Annotated in this window: 20 protein-coding genes and 1 pseudogene; 16 read left to right on the top strand and 5 right to left on the bottom strand. The window is 72.7% G+C overall.

The annotated features are described in order from the left end of the window. Together SGA01_RS43075 and SGA01_RS16620 are read left to right on the top strand one after the other, a co-directional pair. Positions 1-664, top strand: a pseudogene (locus SGA01_RS43075) (DEAD/DEAH box helicase); the annotation flags it as partial. A 66-nt stretch (positions 665-730) separates the two neighbouring features. Further along, the gene (locus SGA01_RS16620) at positions 731-1,528 is read left to right on the top strand and encodes a tetratricopeptide repeat protein (protein ID WP_141297403.1); all 798 of its coding nucleotides are present in this window, start codon (positions 731-733) and stop codon (positions 1,526-1,528) included. Between the two features lie 61 nt (positions 1,529-1,589). Here SGA01_RS16620 and SGA01_RS16625 read toward each other — a convergent pair whose 3' ends face one another. Then, entirely contained in the window at positions 1,590-2,885 is a 1,296-nt protein-coding gene (locus SGA01_RS16625) for a DUF1015 domain-containing protein (protein ID WP_174867340.1), read from the bottom strand. Positions 2,886-2,967: 82 nt separating this feature from the next. Between SGA01_RS16625 and SGA01_RS16630 the strand changes: the two genes are divergently transcribed. The 4 genes from SGA01_RS16630 to SGA01_RS16645 all read left to right on the top strand — a co-directional run bounded on the left by SGA01_RS16630 (position 2,968) and on the right by SGA01_RS16645 (position 7,095). Beyond that, positions 2,968-4,044 (top strand): HAD hydrolase-like protein, encoded by a 1,077-nt coding sequence (locus tag SGA01_RS16630; protein ID WP_141297287.1) that lies wholly within the window; start codon positions 2,968-2,970, stop codon positions 4,042-4,044. Positions 4,045-4,220: 176 nt separating this feature from the next. Continuing rightward, positions 4,221-5,180 carry an iron chelate uptake ABC transporter family permease subunit gene (locus SGA01_RS16635; protein WP_174867352.1) on the top strand — a complete coding sequence of 320 codons (960 nt, stop codon included), beginning with the start codon at positions 4,221-4,223 and terminating at the stop codon, positions 5,178-5,180. After that, a complete protein-coding gene (locus SGA01_RS16640; RefSeq protein WP_141297288.1) occupies positions 5,177-6,211 on the top strand; it encodes a FecCD family ABC transporter permease in 1,035 nt (344 codons plus the stop codon). The genes SGA01_RS16635 and SGA01_RS16640 overlap by 4 nt, the downstream gene beginning before the upstream one ends. Further along, positions 6,208-7,095 (top strand): ABC transporter ATP-binding protein, encoded by an 888-nt coding sequence (locus SGA01_RS16645; RefSeq protein WP_371866041.1) that lies wholly within the window; start codon positions 6,208-6,210, stop codon positions 7,093-7,095. Before SGA01_RS16640 ends, SGA01_RS16645 begins: the two co-directional genes overlap by 4 nt. On the opposite strand, the gene SGA01_RS16650 is transcribed toward SGA01_RS16645, so the two are convergent. Beyond that, positions 7,084-7,431 (bottom strand): SCP2 sterol-binding domain-containing protein, encoded by a 348-nt coding sequence (locus SGA01_RS16650; RefSeq protein ID WP_141297289.1) that lies wholly within the window; start codon positions 7,429-7,431, stop codon positions 7,084-7,086. The genes SGA01_RS16645 and SGA01_RS16650 overlap by 12 nt on opposite strands. A gap of 42 nt (positions 7,432-7,473) precedes the next feature. Here SGA01_RS16650 and SGA01_RS16655 point away from each other — a divergent pair, with 42 nt between their 5' ends. The 6 genes from SGA01_RS16655 to SGA01_RS16680 all read left to right on the top strand — a co-directional run bounded on the left by SGA01_RS16655 (position 7,474) and on the right by SGA01_RS16680 (position 13,389). Beyond that, positions 7,474-7,749 carry a hypothetical protein gene (locus SGA01_RS16655; RefSeq protein ID WP_055644302.1) on the top strand — a complete coding sequence of 92 codons (276 nt, stop codon included), beginning with the start codon at positions 7,474-7,476 and terminating at the stop codon, positions 7,747-7,749. Between the two features lie 7 nt (positions 7,750-7,756). Beyond that, complete coding sequence (locus SGA01_RS16660) at positions 7,757-8,572, top strand: TlyA family RNA methyltransferase (RefSeq protein WP_141297290.1); 816 nt, start codon at positions 7,757-7,759, stop codon at positions 8,570-8,572. After that, the gene (locus tag SGA01_RS16665) at positions 8,569-9,489 is read left to right on the top strand and encodes an NAD kinase (protein ID WP_141297291.1); all 921 of its coding nucleotides are present in this window, start codon (positions 8,569-8,571) and stop codon (positions 9,487-9,489) included. The genes SGA01_RS16660 and SGA01_RS16665 overlap by 4 nt, the downstream gene beginning before the upstream one ends. Before the next feature lie 94 nt (positions 9,490-9,583). Beyond that, positions 9,584-11,326, top strand: a complete 1,743-nt coding sequence (gene recN / locus SGA01_RS16670) for a DNA repair protein RecN (RefSeq protein WP_141297292.1) — start codon at positions 9,584-9,586, stop codon at positions 11,324-11,326. Next, positions 11,323-12,129, top strand: a complete 807-nt coding sequence (locus SGA01_RS16675; protein WP_141297293.1) for a hypothetical protein — start codon at positions 11,323-11,325, stop codon at positions 12,127-12,129. The genes recN and SGA01_RS16675 overlap by 4 nt, the downstream gene beginning before the upstream one ends. A gap of 108 nt (positions 12,130-12,237) precedes the next feature. Beyond that, positions 12,238-13,389, top strand: a complete 1,152-nt coding sequence (locus SGA01_RS16680; protein ID WP_141297294.1) for a glycosyltransferase family 4 protein — start codon at positions 12,238-12,240, stop codon at positions 13,387-13,389. Between the two features lie 69 nt (positions 13,390-13,458). Here the strand turns inward: SGA01_RS16680 and SGA01_RS16685 are convergent, their stop codons facing one another. Next, the gene (locus tag SGA01_RS16685) at positions 13,459-15,081 is read right to left on the bottom strand and encodes a PucR family transcriptional regulator (protein ID WP_141297295.1); all 1,623 of its coding nucleotides are present in this window, start codon (positions 15,079-15,081) and stop codon (positions 13,459-13,461) included. A 161-nt stretch (positions 15,082-15,242) separates the two neighbouring features. Between SGA01_RS16685 and SGA01_RS16690 the strand changes: the two genes are divergently transcribed. Further along, complete coding sequence (locus SGA01_RS16690; protein ID WP_141297296.1) at positions 15,243-16,757, top strand: APC family permease; 1,515 nt, start codon at positions 15,243-15,245, stop codon at positions 16,755-16,757. Positions 16,758-16,781: 24 nt separating this feature from the next. Next, positions 16,782-18,434: a flavin monoamine oxidase family protein gene (locus tag SGA01_RS16695; RefSeq protein ID WP_141297297.1), complete on the top strand. Its 1,653-nt coding sequence runs from the start codon at positions 16,782-16,784 to the stop codon at positions 18,432-18,434. Between the two features lie 6 nt (positions 18,435-18,440). Here SGA01_RS16695 and SGA01_RS16700 read toward each other — a convergent pair whose 3' ends face one another. Next, positions 18,441-19,823 carry an FAD-binding oxidoreductase gene (locus SGA01_RS16700; RefSeq protein WP_141297298.1) on the bottom strand — a complete coding sequence of 461 codons (1,383 nt, stop codon included), beginning with the start codon at positions 19,821-19,823 and terminating at the stop codon, positions 18,441-18,443. Positions 19,824-19,890: 67 nt separating this feature from the next. Continuing rightward, positions 19,891-21,693: a glycoside hydrolase family 15 protein gene (locus SGA01_RS16705; protein ID WP_141297299.1), complete on the bottom strand. Its 1,803-nt coding sequence runs from the start codon at positions 21,691-21,693 to the stop codon at positions 19,891-19,893. Between the two features lie 500 nt (positions 21,694-22,193). Between SGA01_RS16705 and pyrG the strand changes: the two genes are divergently transcribed. Both pyrG and SGA01_RS16715 read left to right on the top strand, forming a co-directional pair. Then, positions 22,194-23,852, top strand: coding sequence for a CTP synthase (gene pyrG, locus SGA01_RS16710; protein WP_024757730.1), 1,659 nt, complete (start codon positions 22,194-22,196; stop codon positions 23,850-23,852). A gap of 98 nt (positions 23,853-23,950) precedes the next feature. Beyond that, a complete protein-coding gene (locus SGA01_RS16715; protein WP_055644312.1) occupies positions 23,951-24,577 on the top strand; it encodes an NUDIX domain-containing protein in 627 nt (208 codons plus the stop codon). Positions 24,578-24,700 lie beyond the last annotated feature (123 nt).

Here is a 24,700-nt window from a genome sequence, read left to right on the forward strand (position 1 = left end):
TCGTGACGAGCGTCGTGACGAGCGGCCTTCGTTCCGTCGTGATGAGCGCCCCTCCTCCTTCCAGCGTGACGACCGGCGCGACGACAACCGCGGTGGCGGCTTCCGTCGTGATGACAACCGTGGTGGCGGTTCCGGCGGTGGCTTCCGTCGTGACGACAACCGTGGCGGTGGCACGGGCGGCGGCTTCCGTCGTGACGAGCGCCCCTCCTCCTTCCAGCGTGACGACCGGCGCGACGACAACCGCGGTGGTGGCGGCTTCCGTCGTGACGACCGTCGTGATGACAACCGTGGTGGTGGCGGCTTCCGACGCGACGAGCGGCCCTCCTCGTACCAGCGTGACGACCGTCGTGACGACAACCGCGGTGGTGGGTTCCGTCGGGACGACAACCGTGGCGGCGGCACCGGTGGTGGCTTCCGTCGTGATGAGCGGCCCTCCTCCTTCCAGCGTGACGACCGTCGCGATGACAACCGCGGTGGTGGCGGCTTCCGGCGTGACGAGCGTCGTGACGAGCGGCCTCCCTTCCGTCGGGACGACCGGCGTGACGACAGCCGTGGCGGTGGCTTCCGCCGCGACGACCGGCGTGACGGCGACCGCGGTGGGTTCCGTGGGCGGGACGACCGGGGCGGCTACGGGGCGCGTGACGACCGTGACCGGGACCGTGGCGACCGTGCGCCGATCAAGCGGCTGCCGATCCCGCCGGAGGTCACCGGTGACGAGATCGACGCGGACGTGCGTCAGGAGCTCATGAGCCTGCCCAAGGGGCTGGCCGAGGACGTCTCGCGCAACCTCGTCATGGTCGCCCAGCTGATCGACGACGAGCCGGAGAAGGCGTACGAGTACTCCCGGGTCGCCCTGCGGCTCGCGTCGCGTGTCGCGGCCGTGCGCGAGGCCGCCGGCTTCGCCGCGTACGCCACGCAGAAGTACTCCGAGGCGCTGGCCGAGTTCCGTGCCGCGCGGCGGATGAGCGGTGGCGTCGAGCTGTGGCCCGTCATGGCCGACTGCGAGCGCGGCCTGGGCCGCCCCGAGCGGGCGCTGGCGATGGCCGGCGAGCCCGAGGTGCAGAAGCTGGACAAGGCCGGACAGGTCGAGATGCGGCTCGTGGCCGCCGGCGCCCGTCGTGACCTGGGTCAGCTGGACGCCGCCATCGTGACGCTGCAGAGCCCCGAGCTGGCGTCCGGCGCCGTTCACCCGTGGACCGCGCGTCTCCGGTACGCCTACGCCGACGCCCTGCTCGCCGCCGGACGCGAGAGCGAGGCGCGGGACTGGTTCGCCAAGGCCCTGGAGTCCGACAAGGACGGCGTCACGGACGCCTCGGACCGGCTCGCCGAGCTGGACGGCATCGAGTTCGTGGACGCCTTCGACGACTCGGACGACGAGGACGATGTCGAGGGCATCGAAGACGTCGAGGACGATGTCGAGGACGTCGAGGATGCGGACGACGTCGAGGACGTCGAGGGTGGGATCGTCGATGTCGCGGATGACGTCGACGATGTCGAGGACGTCGACGTCGACGGCGACGACCGTTGATCCGTTGAACATGTGAGAAGGGCGGCACCCCTCGGGGTGCCGCCCTTCTTCGTTTCCGGGCTCAGTCCAGCGCGAGGCTTCTCAGGACCAGGCCGGTCGCGGGCTTCGGGCCGAACGAGGTCGACTTGCGGGGCATCGTCACGCCCTGGCGGGCCAGGTCCCGTACGACCTCTTCGCGTACCGGGTGCATCAGGACCGCCGTACCGCCGCGGCGCTCCGCCTGGGCGACCGCGGCCTCGGTGTCGTGGATGTAGGCGATGTCCTCGGGCGCGTCCGGGATGTGCCAGATCTGCTCCAGAAGAGTGGAGTGCAGGACGGTCGCGTCCAGGGTGCGCCAGGCCTCGGGGCGGTCCGCGCGGATCGTCCGGTCGAGGAGGGTGGGGTCCGGGCGGTCCAGGAGATGGAAGGCGCCGTCACCCGCGAGGAGGAACGCGTTGCCTTCGGCCGCCGCGGTGGCCAGGGCCTCCAGGGCCATCGGCAGGGGGCGCTCGATCCGGCGTACCCGGAAGGAGTCGCCGAGGGCCGCCAGGGCGTCGGCGACCGGCAGGCGATTGAGGAGGCGGTGGATGGCGCGGACCCGCAGGGGATAGCGGGCGGTGTCGATGAGGAGGACCAGGCCGTAGTTCCAGGGGCCGGGAGCGGTGTGCTCCTCGCGCAGCCGCAGATACGTCGCCCAGCGGTGGTGGCCGTCCGCGATGAGGGCCTGGTGCCGGCGGAGCTCCTCGGCGACGGTGGCCTGTTCGGCCGGGTCGGTGACCGCCCAGAGACGGTGGTGGAAGCCGTCCTCCGTGGTGGTGGAGAGCAGGGGCTCGCGGAGCACGGCGCGCTCGATGACGGCGTCGGCGCCGCCGTCGTCCTCCCCGACGTAGGTGAGGAGCAGGGGCTCCAGATTGGCGGCCGTGGTCCGCATGAGGGCGGCACGGTCCTCGACCACGTGCGGCATGACGTCCTCGTGCGGGAGGACCACGCCCTCGTCCGGGGTGGAGAGCTCCAGGGCACCGATGATGCCGCGCTGGAGGATGCCGTCGCCGCTCTGCTCGTACACGTAGAGCGCGGGTTCCGGGTCCGGGGCGAGGACGCCGTCGGCGAGCCAGCGGTCGAGGGTGACGGCGGCCTTGCGGTGGCGGGTGCCGGCGGTGATGGCCTGCGGGAGGATCAGCCGGACGATGTTGTGGGGGTCGGCCGATTCCAGATGGAGAAGTCCGTCAGGTCGTACGACGACGTCGTAGGGCGGGGACGTCACGGCGGCGAGGCTGCCGACCCGCTCGGGGACGTAACGGAGTCCGCGGAACGGGGCCAGGCGCAGCCCTGCGTCGTCGTCGCGGACAGCGTCGGCCGCGTGACCTGAGGTGTTCATCTCGACATCGTATGTGGGCGCGGCCATGAGCGATGATCGGGGGAGCGGGGGAGACTTCACCCGGCGAGGCGAGGAGTGAGCGGTGACGGTGCGGAACGGCCAGGGGCAGCACGACGGTGGCGGCAGGAGGCTTCCGGGGAGCAGCGCGGTGGCGTTGAGCGCGGCGTACGACACGGCGCTCCTCGACCTGGACGGTGTCGTGTACGCGGGCGGGGAGGCCATCCCGTACGCGGTCGAGGCGCTCGGTGTGGCGCGCGAGGGCGGCATGCACCTGGCGTACGTCACCAACAACGCGCTGCGGACGCCGGAGGAGGTGGCGACGCACCTCACCGACCTCGGTGTGCCGGCGGTGGCCGGGGACGTGGTCACCTCGGCGCAGGCGGTCGCGCGGCTGATCGCCGAGGAAGTGCCGCCGGGGTCGAGGGTGTTGGTCGTCGGGGGCGAAGGGCTCCGGGTGGCGCTGCGTGAGCGGGGGCTCGTGCCGGTGGAGTCGGCGGACTTCGAGCCGGCGGCGGTCGTCCAGGGGTACGGGGGCCCGGACCTGCCGTGGGGGCGGTTCGCGGAGGCCGCGTACGCGGTGCAGCGCGGGGTGCCGTGGTACGCCTCGAACACCGACCTGACGATTCCGGGTGCGCGGGGGATCGGGCCGGGGAACGGTGCCGCGGTGGAGGTCGTCCGGATCGCGTCGGGGGGTCGTGCGGAGCCGAAGGTCGCGGGGAAGCCGCTGCCGCCGATGCACCGGGAGACGGTGCTGCGGACGGGGGCCGCGCGGCCGCTGGTGGTGGGGGACCGGCTGGACACGGACATCGAGGGTGCGTTCAACGGCGGGGTGGACTCGCTGCTCGTCCTCACCGGGGTGACGGATGTGGCGCAGTTGCTGACGGCGGTGCCGGAGCATCGGCCGACGTATGTGGCGGCGGATCTGCGGGGGTTGCTGGTGGGTCAGCCGGAGGTCGCCGAGGGAGCGGGTGGAGTCGTCGCCTGCGGGGCGTGGCGGGCGTCCGTGAGCGGGGGCGAGTTGGTACTGGAGGCGGCGTCCGAGGCGCGCGCGGACGTGATGGACGGGGTGCGGGCCTTGTGCGGGGCCGCGTGGTCGGCCGCGGGGGACGGGGTGTGCGGGGCGGACGCGGGGAAGGCGCTGGCGTCGCTGGGGTGGTGACGCTGGGGTGGTGACGCGGCGGGTCGATGGGGTCGTCGCTCGGGCGAGGGTAAGAAAATTGGGTAGGCTAACCTAACTCCGTGTTGGTTGAGAGTCCTTCCCGAGCGAGCGCGGATCCGACGCCCGCCGCCCCGACCGCGACACGGCGGAACTCCGTGCGTGCCGTCGGGCTGGTGGTGGCCGTCGCGGTCCTGCTGCTGGTCTGTGTCCTGAGCATCATGATCGGTGCCAAGCCGGTGCCGCTCGGAGACGTGTGGCACGGGCTGTTCGAGAACAGCGGCGTGGGCAACGACGTCGTCATCCATGACGTACGCGTCCCCCGTACCCTCCTCGGGCTGCTCGTCGGGCTCGCCCTCGGGCTGTCCGGGGCCGTGATGCAGGGGCTGACCCGCAATCCGCTCGCCGAGCCCGGACTGCTCGGGGTGAACGCGGGCGCCGCCGCGGCGGTCGTCTCGGCCATCGCGTTCCTCGGGGTGGTCGACGTCAAGGAGTACGTCTGGTTCGCCTTCGTGGGAGCCGCGGTCGTCGCCGTCGTCGTCTATCTGCTGGGGGGCAGCCGCAGCGCCACCCCCGTGCGGCTGGCGCTCGCCGGCACCGCCGCGACCGCCGCGCTCTACGGGTACGTCAACGCCGTCGAGCTGCTCAACTCCGCTGCCCTCGACCGGATGCGGTTCTGGACGGTCGGCTCGCTCGCCTCCGCCGACATGGCGACGATCCGGCAGGTCGCCCCCTTCATCCTGACCGGGGCCGTCCTCGCGCTCCTCATCGCGCGGCCCCTGAACGCCATGGAGATGGGCGACGACACCGCCCGGGCCCTCGGCGCGAACATCAACCGGACCCGGGTCGTCGCCATGGTGGCCGTCACCCTGATGTGCGGAGCCGCGACCGCGGCCTGCGGGCCCATCGTGTTCCTCGGGCTGATGGTCCCGTACATGGTGCGGGCGATCACCGGGCCCGACATGCGCTGGATCCTGCCGTACGCGGCCGTCCTCGCGCCGGTCCTGCTGCTCGGCTCCGACGTCGTCGGGCGGCTCGTGGCCCGGCCCTCCGAGCTCCAGGTCGGCATCGTGACCGCTCTCATCGGCGGGCCCGTCTTCATCCGACTCGTACGCCGCAAGAGGATGGCCCAGCTGTGACCACCAAGACCCTGCGGGCCGGCGGCGGGTTCTCCGTACGGTACGAGCCCCGGGCCGCGCTCTCCGTCCTCGGCCTGCTCGTGCTCACCGTGGCCGTCGCCGTCGTCCTCATCGGCACCGGGGACTTCCCCATGACGCCGGGCGAGGTCGTCGACACGCTCCTCGGCAAGGGCACCGTCGTCCAGGAGTTCGCCGTCATGGACCTGCGGCTGCCGCGGGTCCTCGTCGCCGTCTTCGTCGGCGCGGCGCTCGCCGTCGGCGGGGCCGTCTTCCAGTCGGTCTCCCGCAATCCGCTCGGCAGCCCCGACGTCATCGGCTTCGGTCAGGGCGCCACCGTCGGCGCGCTCGCGGTCATCGTCCTCTTCCAGGGGGACGCCGCTGCCGCGGCCGGCGGGGCCGTCGTCGGCGGGCTCGTCACCGGTGTGACGATCTACCTGCTCGCGTGGAAGAAGGGCGTGCACGGCTACCGGCTGGTGCTCGTCGGCATCGGCGCCGCCGCCATGCTCACCTCCGTCATCCACTACCTGATCACCAAGGCCAATCTGGTGGACGCCACCCGCGCCACCGTGTGGATGACCGGCTCCCTCGACGGGCGCGACTGGTCGCAGTTCTGGCCGCTGTTCGCCGTCTGCTGCGTCCTGCTGCCGCTCGTCCTCGGCCACGGCCGGGCCCTGCGCATGCTGGAGATGGGCGACGACGCCGCGTACGCCCTCGGCGTGAAGGTCGAGCGGACCCGGATCGTCCTCATGGCCTCGGCCGTGCTGCTCGTCGCCGTCGCCACCTCCGCCGCCGGGCCGATCGTCTTCGTGTCGCTGAGCGCGCCCCAGCTGGCCCGCCGGCTGACCCGGGCGCCCGGCCCCAACCTCGCCGCCTCCGCCCTCATGGGCTCGGCGCTGCTGCTCAGCGCCGACTGGATCGCCACCAACGCCTTCGGCGAGCGCCAGCTCCCGGTCGGCGTCGTCACGGGCATCCTCGGCGGCTGCTATCTGCTCTGGCTGCTCGTCACCGAACGCAAGGCGGGCCGGATATGACCACGCACGCCAAGAACAAGGACAACAGGAGTACGGGTATGACCGGTCGGCAGAAGCAGCGTCTGAGCGCGGAATCCGTCACCCTCGCGTACGAGCAGCGGGTCATCGCCCGGGACCTGTCCGTCGAGATCCCCGACAACTCCTTCACCGTCATCGTCGGGCCCAACGCCTGCGGCAAGTCGACCCTGCTGCGCGCCCTCTCCCGGATGCTGAAGCCCGCCGAGGGGCGGGTCCTGCTCGACGGGGCGTCGATCCACTCGCTGCCCGCCAAGAAGGTCGCCAAGACCCTCGGCCTGCTGCCCCAGTCCTCGATCGCGCCCGACGGCATCACCGTCGCCGACCTCGTCGCCCGCGGCCGCTACCCGCACCAGGGACTGCTGCGCCAGTGGTCGCCGGAGGACGAGCGGATCGTGCAGGAGTCGATGGCCTCGACCGGCGTCGCCGAGCTGGCCGACCGGTACGTCGACGAGCTCTCCGGCGGGCAGCGCCAGCGCGTCTGGATCGCCATGGCGCTCGCCCAGCAGACGCCGCTGCTGCTCCTCGACGAGCCGACGACCTTCCTCGACATCCAGCACCAGATCGACGTCCTCGACCTCTGCGCCGAGCTGCACGAGACGCAGGGCCGGACGCTCGTCGCCGTCCTGCACGACCTCAACCACGCGGCCCGGTACGCGACCCACCTCATCGCCGTCCGCGGCGGCGAGGTCGTCGCCGAGGGCCCGCCGTCCGAGGTCGTCACGGCCGAGCTCGTCGAGCGGGTCTTCGGGCTGCGCTGCCAGGTCATCGAGGACCCGGAGACCGGCACGCCGCTCGTCGTACCGGCCGGGCGCAAGGCGCGGGCCCGTGACACCGGGGCCGCTCAGAAGCCCGCCCTACAGAAGTGAGCGCAGCTTCAGCAGGTCGCGGAAGCCGGCCTCCAGCCTGACCCGGCCGGAGGCCCAGGCCTTCGCGAAGTTCAGCTCGCCGCCGACCATCGCCACCAGGTCGTCGCCGGTCATCGCGAGCCGGATCTGCGCCTTCGCCGGCGGCGGGCCGGGGACCGTGCCCTCGACCTCGATCCGGCCGTCCGCGAGACGGCCGGTGAAGGTCGTGTCGAGGTCCGTGATGTGGCAGCTCAGGGTGCGGTCGAGCGCGGTCGCGCCCCGCACGTCGCCGTCGGCCCGCGCGAGACTGTCCGAAAGTCTGTCCAGTGCGCCACGGCACTCAGTGATCGTCGCCATCGCCGTCGACCGTACCTCAGGGCTTCGCGATAGCGTCGGGGGATGAGCGACGCGACGACCGAGCAGGGGCCCGACGAGCGAGAAGCCGCGGGGGCCGCCGAGGACCACGAACCCGCCGCGCCCGCGCCGCTCGGCATCGCCCGGGAGCTCACCGGCCACGCCGCCGTCGACGCCCACCTGGCGCGTCTCGCCGAGGTGGACCACCTCCCGGCGGACGGACACCTGGAGGTGTACGAGGATGTACACCGTGGACTGCGCGCCGAGCTGACCTCGCTCGACGCGCACCCCGCCCCCCGTCCGCACGACAACAGGAGCTGAACCGAACGTGGCAGGAGTGGCACGCCGCCGTCTCGACGCCGAGCTGGTACGGCGCAAACTCGCGCGCTCGCGCGAGCACGCCAGCCAGCTGATCGCCGCGGGCCGGGTGACCGTCGGCAAGACCGTCGCCACCAAGCCCGCCACACAGGTCGAGACCGCCGCGGCCATCGTCGTCGTCCAGGACGACTCCGACCCCGACTACGTCTCGCGCGGCGGCCACAAGCTCGCCGGGGCCTTCGAGGCCTTCGTCCCGCAGGGCCTGCGGGTCGAGGGCCGGCGCGCCCTGGACGCCGGGGCCTCCACCGGAGGCTTCACCGACGTGCTGCTGCGCGCGGGCGCCGCCCATGTGGTCGCCGTCGACGTCGGCTACGGGCAGCTCGCCTGGTCGCTGCAGAGCGACGAGCGGGTCACCGTGAAGGACCGGACGAACGTACGCGAGTTGACACTCGACGCCATCGACGGTGTGCCCGTCGATCTCGTCGTCGGCGACCTGTCGTTCATCCCGCTCGGCCTCGTCCTGCCCGCCCTCGCGGCGTGCACGGCGCCCGACGCGGACCTCGTCCTGATGGTGAAACCGCAGTTCGAGGTGGGCAAGGAGCGGCTCGGCACCGGCGGAGTCGTACGGAGCTCCGAGCTCCGCGCCGACACCGTGAAGAACGTGGCCCGGCGCGCCGCCGAGCTCGGACTCGGTGTCCTCGGCGTCACCGCCAGCCCGCTGCCCGGCCCCTCCGGGAACGTCGAGTACTTTCTGTGGCTGCGGGCAGGCGCGCCCGCGCTGGATCCGGCGGACGTAGACCGCGCCGTGGCGGAGGGACCTAGTTGAGCTCGACAGCAGCACCATCGGGAACATCGCGCACCGTCTTCCTGCTCGCGCACACGGGCAGGCCCGCCGCCGTGCGCAGCGCCGAACTGGTCGTCCTGGGGCTGCTGCGCTGCGGCATCGGCGTCCGCGTCCTGGAGGCCGAGGCCTCGGACCTGCCACTGCCGCCGTCCGTCGAGAAGGTGCCGGAGGCCTGCTCCGACGCCCTCGACGGCTGTGAACTCCTCGTCGTCCTCGGCGGCGACGGCACCCTGCTGCGCGGCGCCGAGTTCTCCCGCGCCTCCGGGGTGCCGATGCTCGGCGTCAACCTGGGCCGGGTCGGCTTCCTCGCGGAGGCCGAGCGCGACGACCTCGACAAGGTCGTCGACCGGGTCGTGACGAAGGCGTACGAGGTCGAGGAGCGCATGACCCTCGACGTCGTCGTGTACGAGAACGGCGACGTCCTGCACCGGGACTGGGCGCTCAACGAGGCGGCCGTCCAGAAGGTGTCCCCGGAGCGGATGCTGGAGGTCGTGCTCGCGATCGACGGCCGCCCGGTCACCGGCTTCGGCTGCGACGGGGTGATCTGCGCGACACCGACCGGCTCCACCGCCTACGCCTTCTCGGCGGGCGGACCGGTCGTCTGGCCGGAGGTCGAGGCCCTGCTCATGGTCCCCATCGGGGCCCACGCGCTGTTCGCCAAGCCGCTCGTCACCACCCCCGAGTCGGTCCTCACCGTCGAGGTCGAGCCGCACACCCCGCACGGCGTGCTGTGGTGCGACGGGCGGCGGACCGTGGAGCTTCCGGCGGGAGCGCGGGTCGAGGTACGGCGGGGCGCCGTGCCCGTCAGGCTGGCCCGTCTGCACCACGCCTCCTTCACGGACCGGCTGGTCGCCAAGTTCGCCCTCCCGGTGTCGGGCTGGCGGGGCGCTCCGCACTGACGTACCCCTTGACCGGCCTGCCGGGTGCTCGAACGATCGGCGCGCCGGAGAGTTACGGCCGGGGCGATGTCGCATCGGACCAGGGAAACCTCGTATGGTCTGGGGCGTGCTGGAGGAGATGCGGATACGGTCGCTCGGGGTCATCGACGACGCGGTGGTCGAGCTGTCGCCCGGCTTCACCGCGGTGACCGGTGAGACCGGTGCGGGCAAGACCATGGTCGTGACCAGTCTGGGCCTGCTGCTCGGTGGACGGGCCGACCCGGCCCTGGTGCGGATCGGCGCGGCCTCGGCCGTCGTCGAAGGACGGATCAGCGTGCCCGCGGGCGCGCCCGCCGCCGTACGCGCGGAGGAGGCCGGGGCGGAGCTCGACGAGGGCGTGCTCCTCGTCAGCCGCACCATCTCGGCCGAAGGACGCTCACGGGCCCACCTCGGCGGGCGCTCCGTGCCCGTCGGGCTGCTCGCCGAGCTCGCCGACGAGCTCGTCGCCGTCCACGGGCAGACCGACCAGCAGGGCCTGCTCAAGCCCGCCCGGCAGCGCGGAGCGCTCGACCGGTACGCGGGTGAGGCCGTCGCCGCACCGCTCGCCGTCTACGGCGAGGCGTACAAGCGGCTGCGGGCCGTCACGGGCGAGCTGGAGGAGATCACCACCCGGGCCCGGGAGCGGGCCCAGGAAGCCGATCTGCTGCGCTTCGGGCTCACCGAGATCGAGGCCGTCGCCCCGCGCGCCGGGGAGGACACCGAACTCGCCGCCGAGGCGGAGCGGCTCGGGCACGCCGAGGCCCTCGCCTCCGCCGCGGCGCTCGCGCACGGCGCGCTCGCGGGCAACCCCGAGGACCCCGAGGCCGTCGACGCGACGACCCTCGTCGCGGGCGCGGGCCGGGCCCTGGAGGCCGTACGGTCGCACGACGCGGCGCTCGCCTCGCTGGCCGACCGGATGGGGGAGATCTCCATCCTGCTCGGGGACGTGGCCGGGGAGCTCGCCGGATACGCCGACGACCTGGACGCCGACCCGCTGCGGCTCGCCGCCGTCGAGGAGCGGCGCGCGGCCCTCACCCAGCTCACGCGGAAGTACGGCAAGGACATCGACGCCGTCCTCGCCTGGGCCGAGGAGAGCGCGGCCCGGCTCGGCGAGCTGGACGGCGACGACGACCGCGTCGAGGAGCTGACCGCCGAGCGGGACCGGCTGCGCGACGAACTGTCCGTCCTCGCCCAGGGGCTCACCGACGCCCGCACGGAGACGGCCGACCGGTTCGCCGGGGCGGTCACCGCCGAGCTCGCCTCGCTCGCCATGCCGCACGCGCGCGTGTCCTTCGCCATCAGTCAGACCGAGGACCCCGACGGTGTCGAGGTCGGCGGCCGGCGGGTCGCGTACGGACCGTCCGGGGCCGACGAGGTCGAGCTGCTGCTCGCCCCGCACCCCGGCGCGCCGCCGCGGCCGATCGCCAAGGGCGCGTCCGGCGGTGAGCTGTCCCGCGTGATGCTCGCGGTGGAGGTCGTCTTCGCGGGGACCGACCCCGTGCCCACGTACCTCTTCGACGAGGTCGACGCGGGTGTCGGCGGCAAGGCGGCCGTGGAGATCGGGCGGCGGCTCGCCAAGCTCGCCAGGACGGCGCAGGTCGTCGTCGTCACCCACCTTCCGCAGGTCGCGGCCTTCGCCGACCGGCAGCTGCTCGTCGAGAAGACCAACGACGGTTCCGTGACCCGCTCCGGCGTCACCGTCCTGGAGGGCGAGGAGCGGGTCCGGGAGCTGTCCCGGATGCTCGCCGGCCAGGAGGACTCCGAGACGGCCAGGGCGCACGCGGAGGAGCTGCTCGCGACGGCCCGGGCGGACGGGTGAGGCGTCTCGCGTCGTTCGGGGTCGCCGCGGGCGTGACGCGGGCGGTGTACGAGGGGCTGCGCCGGTCGTCGGGCGGCCAACGGTCGGCGGGTGACCCGCTGTCGGTGGGTGACCTGTCGCCGTCGGGTGACCTCTCGTCCGGCGGCCTCGCCTCGTCGGGTGACCCGCGGTGGACGCGGACCAACCACGCCGGGCGGAGCGTCGACCTGTTCGCCGGGCCCGCGACCGCTCTCGGTGCGGCCGTCGGCAGTGGCAGCGGGCCCGTGGCGTTCGCCCTGCTGGCCGCTGCGGCGTGCGGGGCGTACGACGATGTGAAGGGCGATCACCGGCGCGGTTTCCGGGCGCACTTGGCGGCGCTGCGGGACGGCGAGGTGACCAGCGGGGCCGTCAAGCTCCTCGGCATCGGCGCGGCCTCGCTGGCGGCCGGGGCGCTGCTCAAGGATCGGCCCGTGGACAAGGTCCTCGCCGGGGTCGTCATCGCCGGCAGCGCCCACCTGGTCAACCTCGTGGACGTACGGCCGGGGCGGGCGGGCCTGGCCGTGCTCGCGCTCGGCGCGCCCGGGCTGCTCCGCGGATCGCTCGCCGCCGCCCCGATGGGAGCCGCGGCGGCGGTCCTCGGCGAGGACCTCGGGGAGCGCACCATGCTCGGTGACACCGGGGCGCACGCGCTCGGTGCGGCCGTCGGCGGCGCGATCGCCGCCGGGAACGGGCGGTTCGGGCTCGTCGCGCACGCGGCGGGACTCGTCGCCGCCGCGGCGTGGGGGGAGTGGGACGCCGCCTCGCGCGCTCGCTCAAGTGGGTGAACCCTGGGGCGGGTCCGGGCGGCGGACGCCCTCCGTACAAGGGATCGACGCCGTTTCGGTGCCGGAACGTGCGTACGGTCGGCGGTACGGGCTGGCATCCTAGGGCGCGTGACACAGCTCCGTACGGTCCAAGTGCTGGGCGGCGGCAGCGCGGGCAGCAGCTCTCACGTCCGATCACTCGCCTCGGGGCTGGTGGCGAGGGGCGTGCGGGTGACCGTGTGCGCCCCGGCAGAACTCGACCGTCTCTACGACTACCTCGGTGCGGGGGCGCACTTCGTGCCCCTGCCGCGCCTCGGGGACCCCGCGACCGTCACCGCGCTCCGTAACGCCTGCATCGGCGCGGACGTGGTCCACGCGCACGGGCTCCAGGCCTCCGTGCGGGCCACCCTCGCGCTGTCGGCGCCGTCCTGCGGGACGGCTTGTGGAGGGCTGGGGTCCGGTGCGTCGGGGTCCGGCGTGCCCGGGTCCGGTGGGGGGCGCACGCTGCTCGTCACGACCTGGCACAGCCGGAACCACCTGGGCGGGGCGCGGGGCGGGGTGCAGCGACTCCTGGAGCGGAGCACCGTACGGGCCGCGTCCGTCGTCCTCGGGACATCGTCCGAGCTCGTCGACCGGGCGCGGCGGCGCGGGGCGCGGGACGCCCGGCTCGCGCCGGTCACCGTGCCGGCCGGGCGCGGGCCCGTCTGCCTGCACGACGGCAAGGCCCGGGCCGAACTGGGCGCGGTCGACCGGCCCTTGCTGATGGCCGTCGGAGCGCTCGAACGAGGGCGGGGATACGGGACGCTGCTCGACGCCGCCCGCTCGTGGCGGGACCTCGACCCGCAGCCGCTGCTCGTCATCGCGGGCGAGGGGCGCGAACGGGCCGCGCTGCAGCGGCGGATCACGGCGGAGCGGCTCGCGGTGCGGCTGATCGGGCGGCGCGACGACGTCGCGGAGCTGCTGGCCGCCGCGGACGTCGCGGTCCTCCCGTCGCGCCGGGAGGCCCGGTCCCTGCTCGCGCAGGAGGCGCTGCGGCTCGGCGTCCCGCTCGTCGCGACGGCGGTCGGCGGAGTGCCGGAACTGGTCGGGGACGCGGCGGAGCTCGTGCCGTACGGGGACGCGGCGGCGCTCGCGGGCGCGGTGCGGGGGCTGCTGGAGGACGCGGAGCGGCGGATGGACCTCGCGGCGGCGGGGCGGGTGCAGGCGGGGACCTGGCCGACGGAGGACGAGACCGTCGCGCATGTGCTGAGCGTGTACGACGAGTTGGCGGGGCGGCGGTAGGCGGGGGCGGGCTGGGTGATTCCCCCGCCCGCTCCCGCCTACCGCCCCTTCCCGAAGCCCTGCGGCCTGTTACGTCGCGTGGCGGCGGGCCCTCAGGGCCAGCGAGAGGGCCAGGACCGTTTGGGGGTCGTCCAGGTCCGTGCCCAGGAGTTCGGAGATGCGGGCCAGACGGTTGTAGAGCGTCTGGCGGTTGAGGTGGAGTTCGCGGGCCGTCTCCGCCTTGCGGCCCGCGTGCGCCAGGTACGTCTCCAGGGTCGGCAGCAGCGGGGGACGGGACGCGCGGTCGTGGTCCCGGAGCGGGCCGATCGCGCGGTCCACGAAGGCCGCCAGGTCCGGGTGGTCGCGCAGCCGCCACAGCAGCAGGTCGATGTCGAGGCGGCGGGCGTCGTACCAGGGGAGGTCCGACAGGCCCTGCGCCGCCGTCGCCGTCTCCGCCGCGTGCCGCAGGCCCGCCGAGGCCGCCGCCCAGCTTCCGGCGACGCCCACGACGACCACCGGCGGGTGGACGCCCGCACGCTCCAGGCCCGCCCGCTCCACGCCCGCGCGGAGCGCCGCCGCGACCCGGTCCGCGACGGCCGTGCGCTCCGACTCCGAGCGCAGGCCCAGGAGGAGCGGGACCCGTCCCTCGACCGGGCGGACGCCCAGCAGGACCGGGACGCCGACGGAGGAGAGCTCTTCGAGGACCGCCCGGGCGAGGAGCGCCCAGTTGCCCGAAGGGGAGAGCTCCGAGGCCAGCCGCATGACCACCGGCAGCAGCGGACCCTCGCCCGGCTTGAAGCCGAGGACGCGGGCCTGGGCCGGCGCCGCCTCGGCCGTGATCCGGCCCTCCGCCAGGTCCGTCAGGAAGTCGCCCCGGCCGCGCGCGGCCAGCTCCTCCTCCTGGCGCGCCTGCATGAGGACCACTGCGAGGATGCCCGCCGCCCGCTCGGCCGCCATCCGGTGGACGGGGGAGAGGGCGCCGGAGACCGCGAGGAGGACCAGACGGGCCCGGACCGAGCCCGTACCGGGGCCGCCGCCCGGCACGTCGACGAGGACCGTACCGGTGGGCGGGCCGGATTCGCGGGCCGCGCGCTGGCCGCGCAGCCCGTCCCACACCTGGAGCGGGTCGGCGGGACCGGACTCGGTGCCCGCCGCGTACAGCAGCTGGCCGTCGGCGGTCTCCAGGAAGACCGGGTTCGCGGCGAAGTCGGAGAGGATCCGCAGGACCTGCGGGACCCCACCGCCGCCGAGCAGGGCCTCCGTGCACTGCCGGTGGACCTCCTCGGCCTGCCGGAGGAGCGCGTAGTGGCCGTTGACGATCTCGGTGTGGATCTCCTCCGTGACGGCCACGAAGGGGACCTCGCGGTGCAGCTGCACCAGGGGGAGCCCGGCGGCCCGCGCGGTCTCCACTATCGTCGCCGGGAGGCGGGCGAAGCGCGGGCCGAGCTCCACCACGAGCGCGGCGATGCCCCGGTCCGCGAGCCGGCGGACGAAGGCCCGCTGCTCGGCCGGACGGGTCCCGAGCCCGAGGCCCGTGGTCAGCAGCAGCTCGCCGCCCTTGAGCAGCGACGCGATGTTCGGCACCTCGCCCGCGTGCACCCAGCGCACCGTGCGGTGCAGCCGGTCCGCGCCGGCGACGACCTCCGGGAGCCCGCTGCGCAGCCCCGGGAGTTCGAGCGCCCGCTGCACGGTGATCCCGCCCTGATTGTCCATGGGGCCGGACGCTACCCGCGTCCGTGTTTCCGTGACATCACCCCACGGTCACGGCACCGGACACTTCGTACATCGGGGCGACAACTCGTCGCCCCATGGCGGGAATTGTGCGACCGCATGTCGATTGTGGCCTGCATCACACGCGAGGATGCTCTCGCGCCATGGCAGAGAACTCCACCCCAGAGGTCCACCGGCTGAAGGCGAACTCCGTCGGTCTGGTCGGCGTCGTCTTCATGGCCGTCGCCACCGCGGCCCCGATCACCGCGATGACCGGCAACCTCCCCATCGCCGTCGGCTTCGGCAACGGCACCGGCGCACCCGCCGGCTACCTCTTCGCGACGCTCGTCCTGACCGTCTTCTCCGTCGGCTATGTCGCCATGGCGAAGCGGATCACGGCAGCGGGCGCCTTCTACGGCTACATCTCGCACGGTCTCGGCCGGATCGCCGGCATGGCCTCCGGCATGCTCGCGGTCCTCGCGTACATCGTCTTCGAGGCCTCCATCGTCGGCGTCTTCGCGTACTTCGCCAAGACGACGGTCGCCGATCAGCTCGGCGTCGACATCCCGTGGATCCTGTACGCGGCGGTCATGCTGGCCGTGACGGCCGTCCTCTCGTACTTCGACATCAATCTGACCGCCAAGGCACTCGGCGTGATGCTCATCGCGGAGATCGCCGTCCTCTTCGCGGTCGCCACCGCCGTGCTGATCGCCGGCGGAGGACCCGACGGCATCCCCGTCGAGCCGATCAACCCCATGAACGCCTTCACCGGCACCTCGGCGGGGCTCGGGCTCTTCTTCGCCTTCTGGTCCTGGGTCGGCTTCGAGTCGACGGCCATGTACGGGGAGGAGTCCCGCGACCCGAAGCGGGTCATCCCGCGCGCCACCCTGATCTCCGTCATCGGCGTCGGTCTCTTCTACATCTACGTGTCGTGGATGACGATCGCCGGAAACGGCCTCACCGGGTCCGTGAAGCTGTCGGCCTCCTCCTCCCCCCTCGACCTGTTCTTCGCGCCCACCCAGTCCTTCATCGGCGCCTGGGCCGTCGACGCCTTCCAGTGGCTGCTGCTGACCGGCTCCTTCGCCTGCGGCATGGCCTTCCACCAGTGCGCCTCGCGCTATCTGTACGCCATCGGCCGCGAGGGCTTCCTCCACCCGGCGCTCGGCCGCACCCACGCGCGGCACGGCTCGCCGTACATCGCCTCCTACGTGCAGAGCGCGATCGCCGTCGGCCTCGTCGGCGCCTTCTGGCTCACCGGCCAGGACCCCTACATCCACCTCTACACCCTGCTCGCGATCCTCGGCACGATGGCGATCCTCATCGTCCAGACCCTGTGCTCCTTCGCCGTCATCGGCTACTTCCGCAAGAACCACCCCGAGGACCGGCACTGGTTCAGGACCCTCACCGCGCCGCTCCTCGGCGGCATCGGCATGATCGCCGTCGTCGTCCTGCTGGTCATCAACATGGAGACCGCGGCCGGACTCGCCGCCGACTCCCTCTTCTTCAAGGCGATCCCCTGGATCGTCGGCCTGGTCTTCTTCGGAGGCCTCGGCCTCGGCTTCTACCTCAAGGCCAAGCGGCCCGAGCGCTACGAGATCATCGGCCGGATCGTCCTGGAGGACGCGGCCGAGCGCCCCGCCGAGGCAGCCCCCGCCCCCGCCGTCGTACCGCAGAGCTGATTCCCCCTCCCCAAGGAGCGCTCCATGGCACGCACCAACCCGATGCACCTGCTGAAGCGCCTCGCCGCCGAGCACGCCGACGCCCGGCGTCTCGACATCCCCGTCGACGAGCTCAGAGGCATGAGAGCCGACGCCCTCGGGCGCCGCTCCCTGCTCAAGTACGCGGCCGCCGCCGGTGTCGTCGTCGGCGCCGCCGGGGCAGCCGGCCTCGGCGGGGCCGTCCCCGCCCGCGCCGCCACCCCGTCCCCGCCCGTCAAGAACTCCGCCAGGGTCGCCGTCGTCGGCGCCGGGATATCCGGCCTCACCGCCGCCCTCACCCTCCAGGACGCGGGCCTCAGCCCCGTCCTCTACGAGGCCGACCCCTCACGCGTCGGCGGCCGGATGTGGACCCAGCGCGGCCACTGGGCGTACGGCCAGACCTCCGAGATCGGCGGCGAGCTGATCGACACCGGCCACAAGAAGATCCTGGAGCTCTGCCGCCGCTTCGACCTCGACGTCGAGGACTTCCTCGGCGGCGGACCCAACGGGGCCGAGGAGGTCCTCTGGTTCGGCGGCGCCTACTACCCGCGCCACCAGGCCGACGAGGACTTCAACGCGGTCTACCAGGCACTGCGCCGCGACCTCTCCGAGGCGGGCGAGGTTTTCTGGAACCAGACCACGCCCACCGGCACCGCCCTCGACAACATGTCCGTGTACGAGTGGATCGAGACCCGGGTCCCCGGCGGCCACTCCTCGCCGCTCGGCAGGTTCATCGACGTCGCCTACAACGTCGAGTACGGCGCCGACACCACCGAACAGTCCTCGCTCGCCCTCGTCCTGCTCATGGGCTACCAGACCAATCCGGGCAACTTCAACATCTGGGGCCTGTCCAACGAGCGGTACCACATCGTCGGCGGCAACGACCTGCTCCCCAACGCCATCGCCGGCGCCCTCACCTCCGGGACCCTGCGCCGGGGCTGGTCCCTGACCGCCGTGCGGTCCAACGCCGACGGCACCCAGACGCTGACCTTCACCGAGGCCGGCGCCGTCCGGACCGTCACCGCCGACCACACGATCCTCTGCCTCCCCCTGCCGGTCCTCAAACAGCTCGACCTGTCCCTGGCGGGCTTCGACCCCCTCATGCGGAACCTGCTGCGGGACGCCCGCATGGGCCACTGCACCAAGCTCAACATGCAGTTCGGCACCCGCCCCTGGCGCGGCACCGGCCCCTGGCCCGGGGTCTCCGCCGGAGACTGCTTCACCGACAGCGAGGTCCAGCAGACCTGGGACACCACCAAGGTCCAGGGCGGCACCGGCGGCATCCTCATCCAGTACGGCGGCGGCAGCCTGGCCAGGAACCTCGACCCCGCAGGGCCGTTCTCCACCGAGTCCGACCCGTACGTCCGGAACCTCGTCACCCGCTACCTCGCGGGCATCGACGCCTTCTTCCCCGGCACCTCCGCCGCCTACACGGGCCGCGCCCAGCTCTCCGCCTGGCACAAGAACCCGAACGCCCTCGGCGCGTACTCCTGCTGGCCCGTCGGCTACCTCCACCGGTACGCGGGATACGAGGGCAAGGCCCAGGGCAACGTCCACATCGGCGGCGAGCACTGTTCGTACGACTTCCAGGGCTTCATGGAGGGCGGCGCCACCGAGGGCGAGCGCGCCGCCAAGGAGGTGATCGACGCGCTTCGCTGAGCCGGCTCAGCGGGCCGGCACGATGTTCTGGTTGAAGCGGAACACGTTGGCGGGGTCGTACTGGGCCTTCACGGCGGCGAGCCGGCGGTAGTTCTCCTCACCGAAGGAGGAGACGATCCGCTGCTCGCCCTCGGCACCGATGAAGTTCAGGTACGTCGCCTCGATGGCCCACGGCCGCGCGTCGGCGCGCACGTCGTGGACCCACTGCTTCGCCTGCTCGTCGTATGCGGGGTCCTCCCAGGTCGCGAACGGGTGCACCGCCCAGGGGGCGGTGCGCCACGGCTGCGGGTACTCGGAGGGCCCCGCGGCCACGGCCCCGCCCATCAGGAACAGCACGTGCTGGGTGGCGGTCGAGGCCGGGATCCGCGCGCCGCGGTCGCAGAAGACGTCCACGGCCTCATCGGGGAAGTCCCGCAGGTACTCGGCCGACCAGTAGTTCCGCAGCCCGGGCGGGTCGTCGAGCATCGTCTGCAGGTCCACGTACGGGATGTCCGTGACGACCTCGACCACGGGCTTCAGCGCGAACAGCGGCGCCGCGAACTCGCGCAGCTCGGAGACCGGGCCGGTGTACGTGAACAGTGCCCCGCAGACCAGCTTGCCGACCAGGTCCTCGGGGACGAAGGGCTCGGGGGGCGCAGGCATGTAGATGGCGCCGCCGCCCATCTCGTCCGGCGCGCGGACGCCGAGATCGCGGAAGGTGCGCACGACCTCGGGCGCGTCGCCGGGCAGGAACAGCAGCATCGCGACGCTCATCTCGGGCAGCGGGTGCAGCCGCAGCGTCAGCGAGGTCGCCACCCCGAAGTTGCCGCCGCCGCCGTGCAGCGCCCAGAACAGCTCCGGGTTCTCCTCCGCGTCCGTGTGGACGTGCTTGCCCTCGGCGGTGATCAGGTCGGCGGCGAGGAGGTTGTCGCTGGCGAGGCCGAACTTCCGCTCCAGCCAGCCCGAGCCGCCGCCCAGCGTGAAGCCGCCGACGCCGGTGGTGGACACCCGCCCGCCGGTCGTCACCACGTGGAACGGCTGGCACGCGTGGTCCAGGTGGGCCATGGTCGCCCCGCCCTCGACCCGTACCGTCATGTCCTCCGGGTCCACGACGACCCCGTGCATCCGGCGGAGGTCGACGATCAGCGCGCCGTCGATCATGGAGGTCCCGGCGACGCTGTGCCCGCCGCCGCGCACCGCGATCGGCAGCTCGGCCTCACGGCCGAACAGGATCGCGTTGGACACGTCGGCCTGCGTGGCGCACTGGGCGATCACCGACGGGCGCCGGTCGATCATGCCGTTGTGCAGGGCACGAGCCTCGTCGTAGCCCGGACCGCCGGGGGTGATCACCTCGCCGGCCAGGTCCTCGACCAGTCCGGCCAGGGCGCTTTCGGAGACATGGGGAGCCATGGGAGCCCCCTTTTCGTACGGGGGACAGGACCCTCCCAGCGTATTCCGGCGGGCCGTGCTCCGCGCCTCAGCCGCCGTACGCCCCGCTGGCCGTCAGGCGCAGCGCGGTGTCGATCAGCGGGACGTGACTGAACGCCTGCGGGAAGTTGCCCACCTGGCGCTGGAGCCGGGGGTCCCACTCCTCGGCGAGCAGCCCGAGGTCGTTGCGCAGGGAGAGCAGCTTCTCGAAGAGCGTGCGGGCCTCGTCCACCCGGCCGATCATCGCCAGATCGTCCGCGAGCCAGAAGGAGCAGGCGAGGAACGCGCCCTCGTCGCCCTCGAGGCCGTCGACGCCGGCCTCCTCGCCGGCCGTCGGGTAGCGCAGCACGAAGCCGTCCTCCGTGGACAGCTCCCGCTGGATCGCCTCGATCGTGCCGATGACCCGCTTGTCGTCCGGCGGCAGGAAGCCCATCTGCGGGATCAGCAGCAGCGAGGCGTCCAGCTCCTGGGAGCCGTACGACTGCGTGAAGGTGTTCCGCTCCGGGTCGTAGCCCTTCTCGCAGACGTCCCGGTGGATCTCGTCGCGCAGTTCGCGCCAGCGCTCCAGCGGGCCGTCGGCGTCCCCGGACTCGATGAGCTTGATCGTGCGGTCGACGGCCACCCAGGCCATCACCTTGGAGTGGGTGAAGTGGCGGCGCGGGCCGCGGACCTCCCAGATGCCCTCGTCGGGCTGGTCCCAGTGCTTCTCCAGGTAGTTGATCAGCTTGATCTGGAGGAGGGAGGCGTAGTCGTTGCGGGAGAGCCCCGTCATGTGCGCGAGGTGGAGGGCCTCGGTGACCTCGCCGTAGACGTCCAGCTGGAGCTGGTTGGCGGCGCCGTTGCCGACGCGGACCGGGCCGGAGTTCTCGTACCCCGGCAGCCAGTCGAGCTCCGCCTCGCCGAGCTCCCGCTCGCCCGCGATGCCGTACATGATCTGGAGGTTCTCGGGGTCTCCGGCGACCGCGCGAAGCAGCCAGTCCCGCCAGGCGCGGGCCTCCTCGCGATAGCCGGTGCGCAGCATCGAGGAGAGGGTGATCGCCGCGTCCCGCAGCCAGGTGTAGCGGTAGTCCCAGTTGCGGACGCCGCCGATCTCCTCGGGCAGCGAGGTGGTCGGCGCGGCCACGATCCCGCCGGTCGGCGCGTACGTCAGCGCCTTCAGCGTGATCAGGGAGCGGACCACCGCCTCCCGGTAGGGGCCGTGGTACGTGCAGTGGTCGACCCACTCGCTCCAGAACTCGGCGGTCGCCGCCAGCGAGCCCTCCGGGTCCGGCAGTGCGGGCGGCTCCTTGTGGGAGGGCTGCCAGGAGAGCGTGAAGGTGATCCGGTCGCCGGGGGAGACCGTGAACTCGGAGTACGTCGTGAGGGACTCGCCGTGCGTCTCCGCGTCCGTGTCGAGCCACACCGAGTCGGGCCCGGCGACGGCGACCGTGCGCTCGCCGACCTTGTGGACCCAGGGCACGATCCGGCCGTAGCTGAAGCGCATCCGCAGCGCGGAGCGCATCGCGACCCGGCCGGAGACGCCCTCCACGATCCGGATGATCTGCGGCGCGCCGTCGCGCGGGGGCATGAAGTCCGTCACCCGGACCGTGCCGCGCGGGGTGTCCCACTCGGACTCCAGGATCAGCGAGTCGCCCAGGTAGCGGCGCCGGTCGGCAGGGGGTGCCTCGGCGTCCTCGGCCACGGTGGGACCCACCCGCCAGAACCCGTGTTCCTCCGTGCCGAGCAGCCCCGCGAAGACCGCGTGGGAGTCGAAGCGGGGGAGGCACAGCCAGTCGACGCTGCCGTCCCGGCAGACCAGCGCGGCCGTCTGCATGTCTCCGATGAGTGCGTAATCCTCGATGCGCCCGGCCACGTGCTTCACTCCAGTCGAACGGCCACGTCCGCCCCGTGGGGCGCTTGCTCGGTTGCGCCGGCTGGGTGTCAGCCGGGTCTGCTGGTGTCAGCGGTCAAGGGTTCGTCGACGAGCTCTCGGTCCGGTCGGGCCGGCGGGGTGTTGCCGATGGCCGGTCTGCTCGGCGGGCTGTGTCCGAGCAGAATACGTCGCACCCTAGTGACCCGGTGATCACGCGGGTAACGCAGCTGCTCCGATCGGGTGAACAGGCCCGTGACCACGTCGATCACCCCGCCGGACGGATCCCGCCCCACCCTTCCGTAGCCGTCCGTGAACACCCGACTGCCGCGTGTGGCCGGAAGCGGTCTCCCGATGTCGCTGATACCCTGGTACCCCGTGGACCGGTGGGAAACGGCGACAGCCGAGGACCCCGAAACCGCAGCGACGGCACCCCCCGATTCTTCCGGAGGGGACGCCGGTACGCACCTCCAGAACGCGACCACGGGAGCCCCCTCTTGGCGATGCCGCCCAACACCACGACGACCAAGCACATCTTCGTCACCGGGGGTGTCGCCTCCAGCCTCGGCAAGGGCCTGACCGCCTCCAGCCTGGGTGCGCTCCTCAAGGCCCGCGGCCTGCGGGTCACGATGCAGAAGCTCGACCCGTACCTGAACGTCGACCCGGGCACGATGAACCCCTTCCAGCACGGTGAGGTGTTCGTCACCAACGACGGCGCCGAGACCGACCTGGACATCGGCCACTACGAGCGCTTCCTCGACGTCGACCTCGACGGTTCGGCCAACGTCACCACCGGCCAGGTCTACTCGCAGGTCATCGCCAAGGAGCGGCGCGGCGAGTACCTCGGCGACACCGTGCAGGTCATCCCGCACATCACCAACGAGATCAAGTCCCGGATCCGCCGCATGGCGACGGACGACGTGGACGTCGTCATCACCGAGGTCGGCGGCACCGTCGGCGACATCGAGTCCCTGCCGTTCCTGGAGACCGTCCGCCAGGTCCGCCACGAGGTCGGCCGCGACAACGTCTTCGTCGTGCACATCTCGCTGCTGCCCTACATCGGCCCCTCCGGCGAGCTGAAGACCAAGCCGACCCAGCACTCGGTCGCCGCCCTCCGCAACATCGGCATCCAGCCGGACGCGATCGTCCTGCGCGCCGACCGCGAGGTCCCGACCGCCATCAAGCGCAAGATCTCGCTGATGTGCGACGTCGACGAGGCCGCGGTCGTCGCCGCGATCGACGCCAAGTCGATCTACGACATCCCGAAGGTCCTGCACACCGAGGGCCTGGACGCCTACGTCGTCCGCAAGCTCGACCTGCCCTTCCGCGACGTGGACTGGTCCACCTGGGACGACCTGCTGGACCGCGTCCACAACCCCGACCACGAGGTCACCGTCGCGCTCGTCGGCAAGTACATCGACCTGCCCGACGCCTACCTGTCGATCACCGAGGCCATGCGGGCCGGCGGCTTCGCCAACAAGGCCCGGGTCAAGGTCAAGTGGGTCACCTCCGACGACTGCAAGACGCCGGCCGGCGCCAAGAAGCAGCTCGGTGACGTCGACGCGATCCTCATCCCCGGCGGCTTCGGCGACCGCGGTGTGAACGGCAAGATCGGCGCGATCCAGTACGCCCGCGAGAACAAGGTGCCGCTGCTCGGCATCTGCCTCGGCCTCCAGTGCATCGTCATCGAGGCCGCGCGGAACCTGGCGGACATCCCGGACGCCAACTCCACCGAGTTCGACCCGGCGACCGCGCACCCCGTCGTCTCCACGATGGAGGAGCAGCTCGCGTACGTCGAGGGCGCCGGCGACCTGGGCGGAACGATGCGCCTGGGCCTGTACCCGGCGAAGCTCGCCGAGGGCTCGATCGTCCGCGAGGTCTACGACGACCAGCCGTACGTGGACGAGCGCCACCGCCACCGCTACGAGGTCAACAACTCCTACCGCGCGGAGCTGGAGAAGAAGGCCGGCCTGGTCTTCTCCGGCACCTCCCCGGACAACAAGCTCGTCGAGTACGTCGAGTACCCGCGCGAGATCCACCCCTACCTGGTCGCCACCCAGGCGCACCCGGAGCTCCGCTCCCGCCCGACCCGCCCGCACCCGCTCTTCGCGGGCCTGGTCAAGGCGGCCGTCGAGCGCAAGACGGGCAAGCCCGCGAAGTAACCGGCGCTGTCGTCGGTCGGCGTTAACGTTGCCGGGGTACGGGTCCTTGACGACGCGTACCCCGGCTTTCGTGTGTGCGCGTACGTGGGAGGACCCAGATGGAGCTGCAGGACACCCCGGAGGAGTGGCGGGTCGTCGCGACGACGACCCCCTTCCAGGGAAAGAAGACCAGTGTCCGCACGGACGAGGTGGTCATGCCGGACGGCACGGTCGCGAGCCGCGACTACCAGGTCCACCCCGGCTCGGTGGCCGTCCTGGCCCTGGACGAGCAGGACCGGGTCCTGCTGCTCAAGCAGTACCGGCACCCGGTGCGGCAGAAGCTGTGGGAGATCCCCGCGGGGCTCCTCGACGTGCCCGGTGAGAACCCGCTGCACGCCGCCCAGCGCGAGCTGTACGAGGAGGCCCACGTCAAGGCCGGGGACTGGCGGGTCCTGACGGACGTCTACACGACCCCGGGCGGCTGTGACGAGGCCGTGCGGATCTTCCTCGCCCGGGACCTCGCGGAGGCGGAGGGCGAGCGCTACGAGGTCTCCGACGAGGAGGCCGACATGGAGCTGGCGCGGGTGCCGCTCGCGGAGCTCGTGCGCGGGGTCCTCGCGGGCGAGCTGCACAACAACTGCCTGGTGGTGGGCGTCCTGTCGCTGGCCGCCGCGCGCGCGGGCGAAGGAGTCGAGGCGTTGCGCCCGGCGGAAGCGCCCTGGCCGGCCCGTCCGTTCACTTCGTGACGGCCCGTCGGGAACGCGGCGGTGTGACGATCGGCTGATCCGATCGGGGGATGTGTCCGCCGCGCTCCACCGGGTCGGTGCCGCGCGCTGAACTACGCTCGGAATCGCCCGTGCGGAGACCCC

It is taken from the genome of Streptomyces gardneri (assembly GCF_006539185.1).
Taxonomy (GTDB): Bacteria; Actinomycetota; Actinomycetes; order Streptomycetales; family Streptomycetaceae; genus Streptomyces; species Streptomyces gardneri.

Bases quoted from the DNA above. Each gene is read 5' to 3' on its own strand.
- recN (WP_141297292.1), top strand. From the start codon at position 9,584: ATGGTCTGGGGCGTGCTGGAGGAGATGCGGATACGGTCGCTCGGGGTC.
- SGA01_RS16715 (WP_055644312.1), top strand. From the start codon at position 23,951: ATGGAGCTGCAGGACACCCCGGAGGAGTGGCGGGTCGTCGCGACGACG.
- SGA01_RS16700 (WP_141297298.1), bottom strand. From the start codon at position 19,823: ATGGCTCCCCATGTCTCCGAAAGCGCCCTGGCCGGACTGGTCGAGGAC.
- SGA01_RS16655 (WP_055644302.1), top strand. From the start codon at position 7,474: ATGAGCGACGCGACGACCGAGCAGGGGCCCGACGAGCGAGAAGCCGCG.
- SGA01_RS16625 (WP_174867340.1), bottom strand. From the start codon at position 2,885: ATGAACACCTCAGGTCACGCGGCCGACGCTGTCCGCGACGACGACGCA.
- SGA01_RS16695 (WP_141297297.1), top strand. From the start codon at position 16,782: ATGGCACGCACCAACCCGATGCACCTGCTGAAGCGCCTCGCCGCCGAG.
- SGA01_RS16690 (WP_141297296.1), top strand. From the start codon at position 15,243: ATGGCAGAGAACTCCACCCCAGAGGTCCACCGGCTGAAGGCGAACTCC.
- SGA01_RS16685 (WP_141297295.1), bottom strand. From the start codon at position 15,081: ATGGACAATCAGGGCGGGATCACCGTGCAGCGGGCGCTCGAACTCCCG.
- pyrG (WP_024757730.1), top strand. From the start codon at position 22,194: ATGCCGCCCAACACCACGACGACCAAGCACATCTTCGTCACCGGGGGT.
- SGA01_RS16650 (WP_141297289.1), bottom strand. From the start codon at position 7,431: ATGGCGACGATCACTGAGTGCCGTGGCGCACTGGACAGACTTTCGGAC.
- SGA01_RS16645 (WP_371866041.1), top strand. From the start codon at position 6,208: ATGACCACGCACGCCAAGAACAAGGACAACAGGAGTACGGGTATGACC.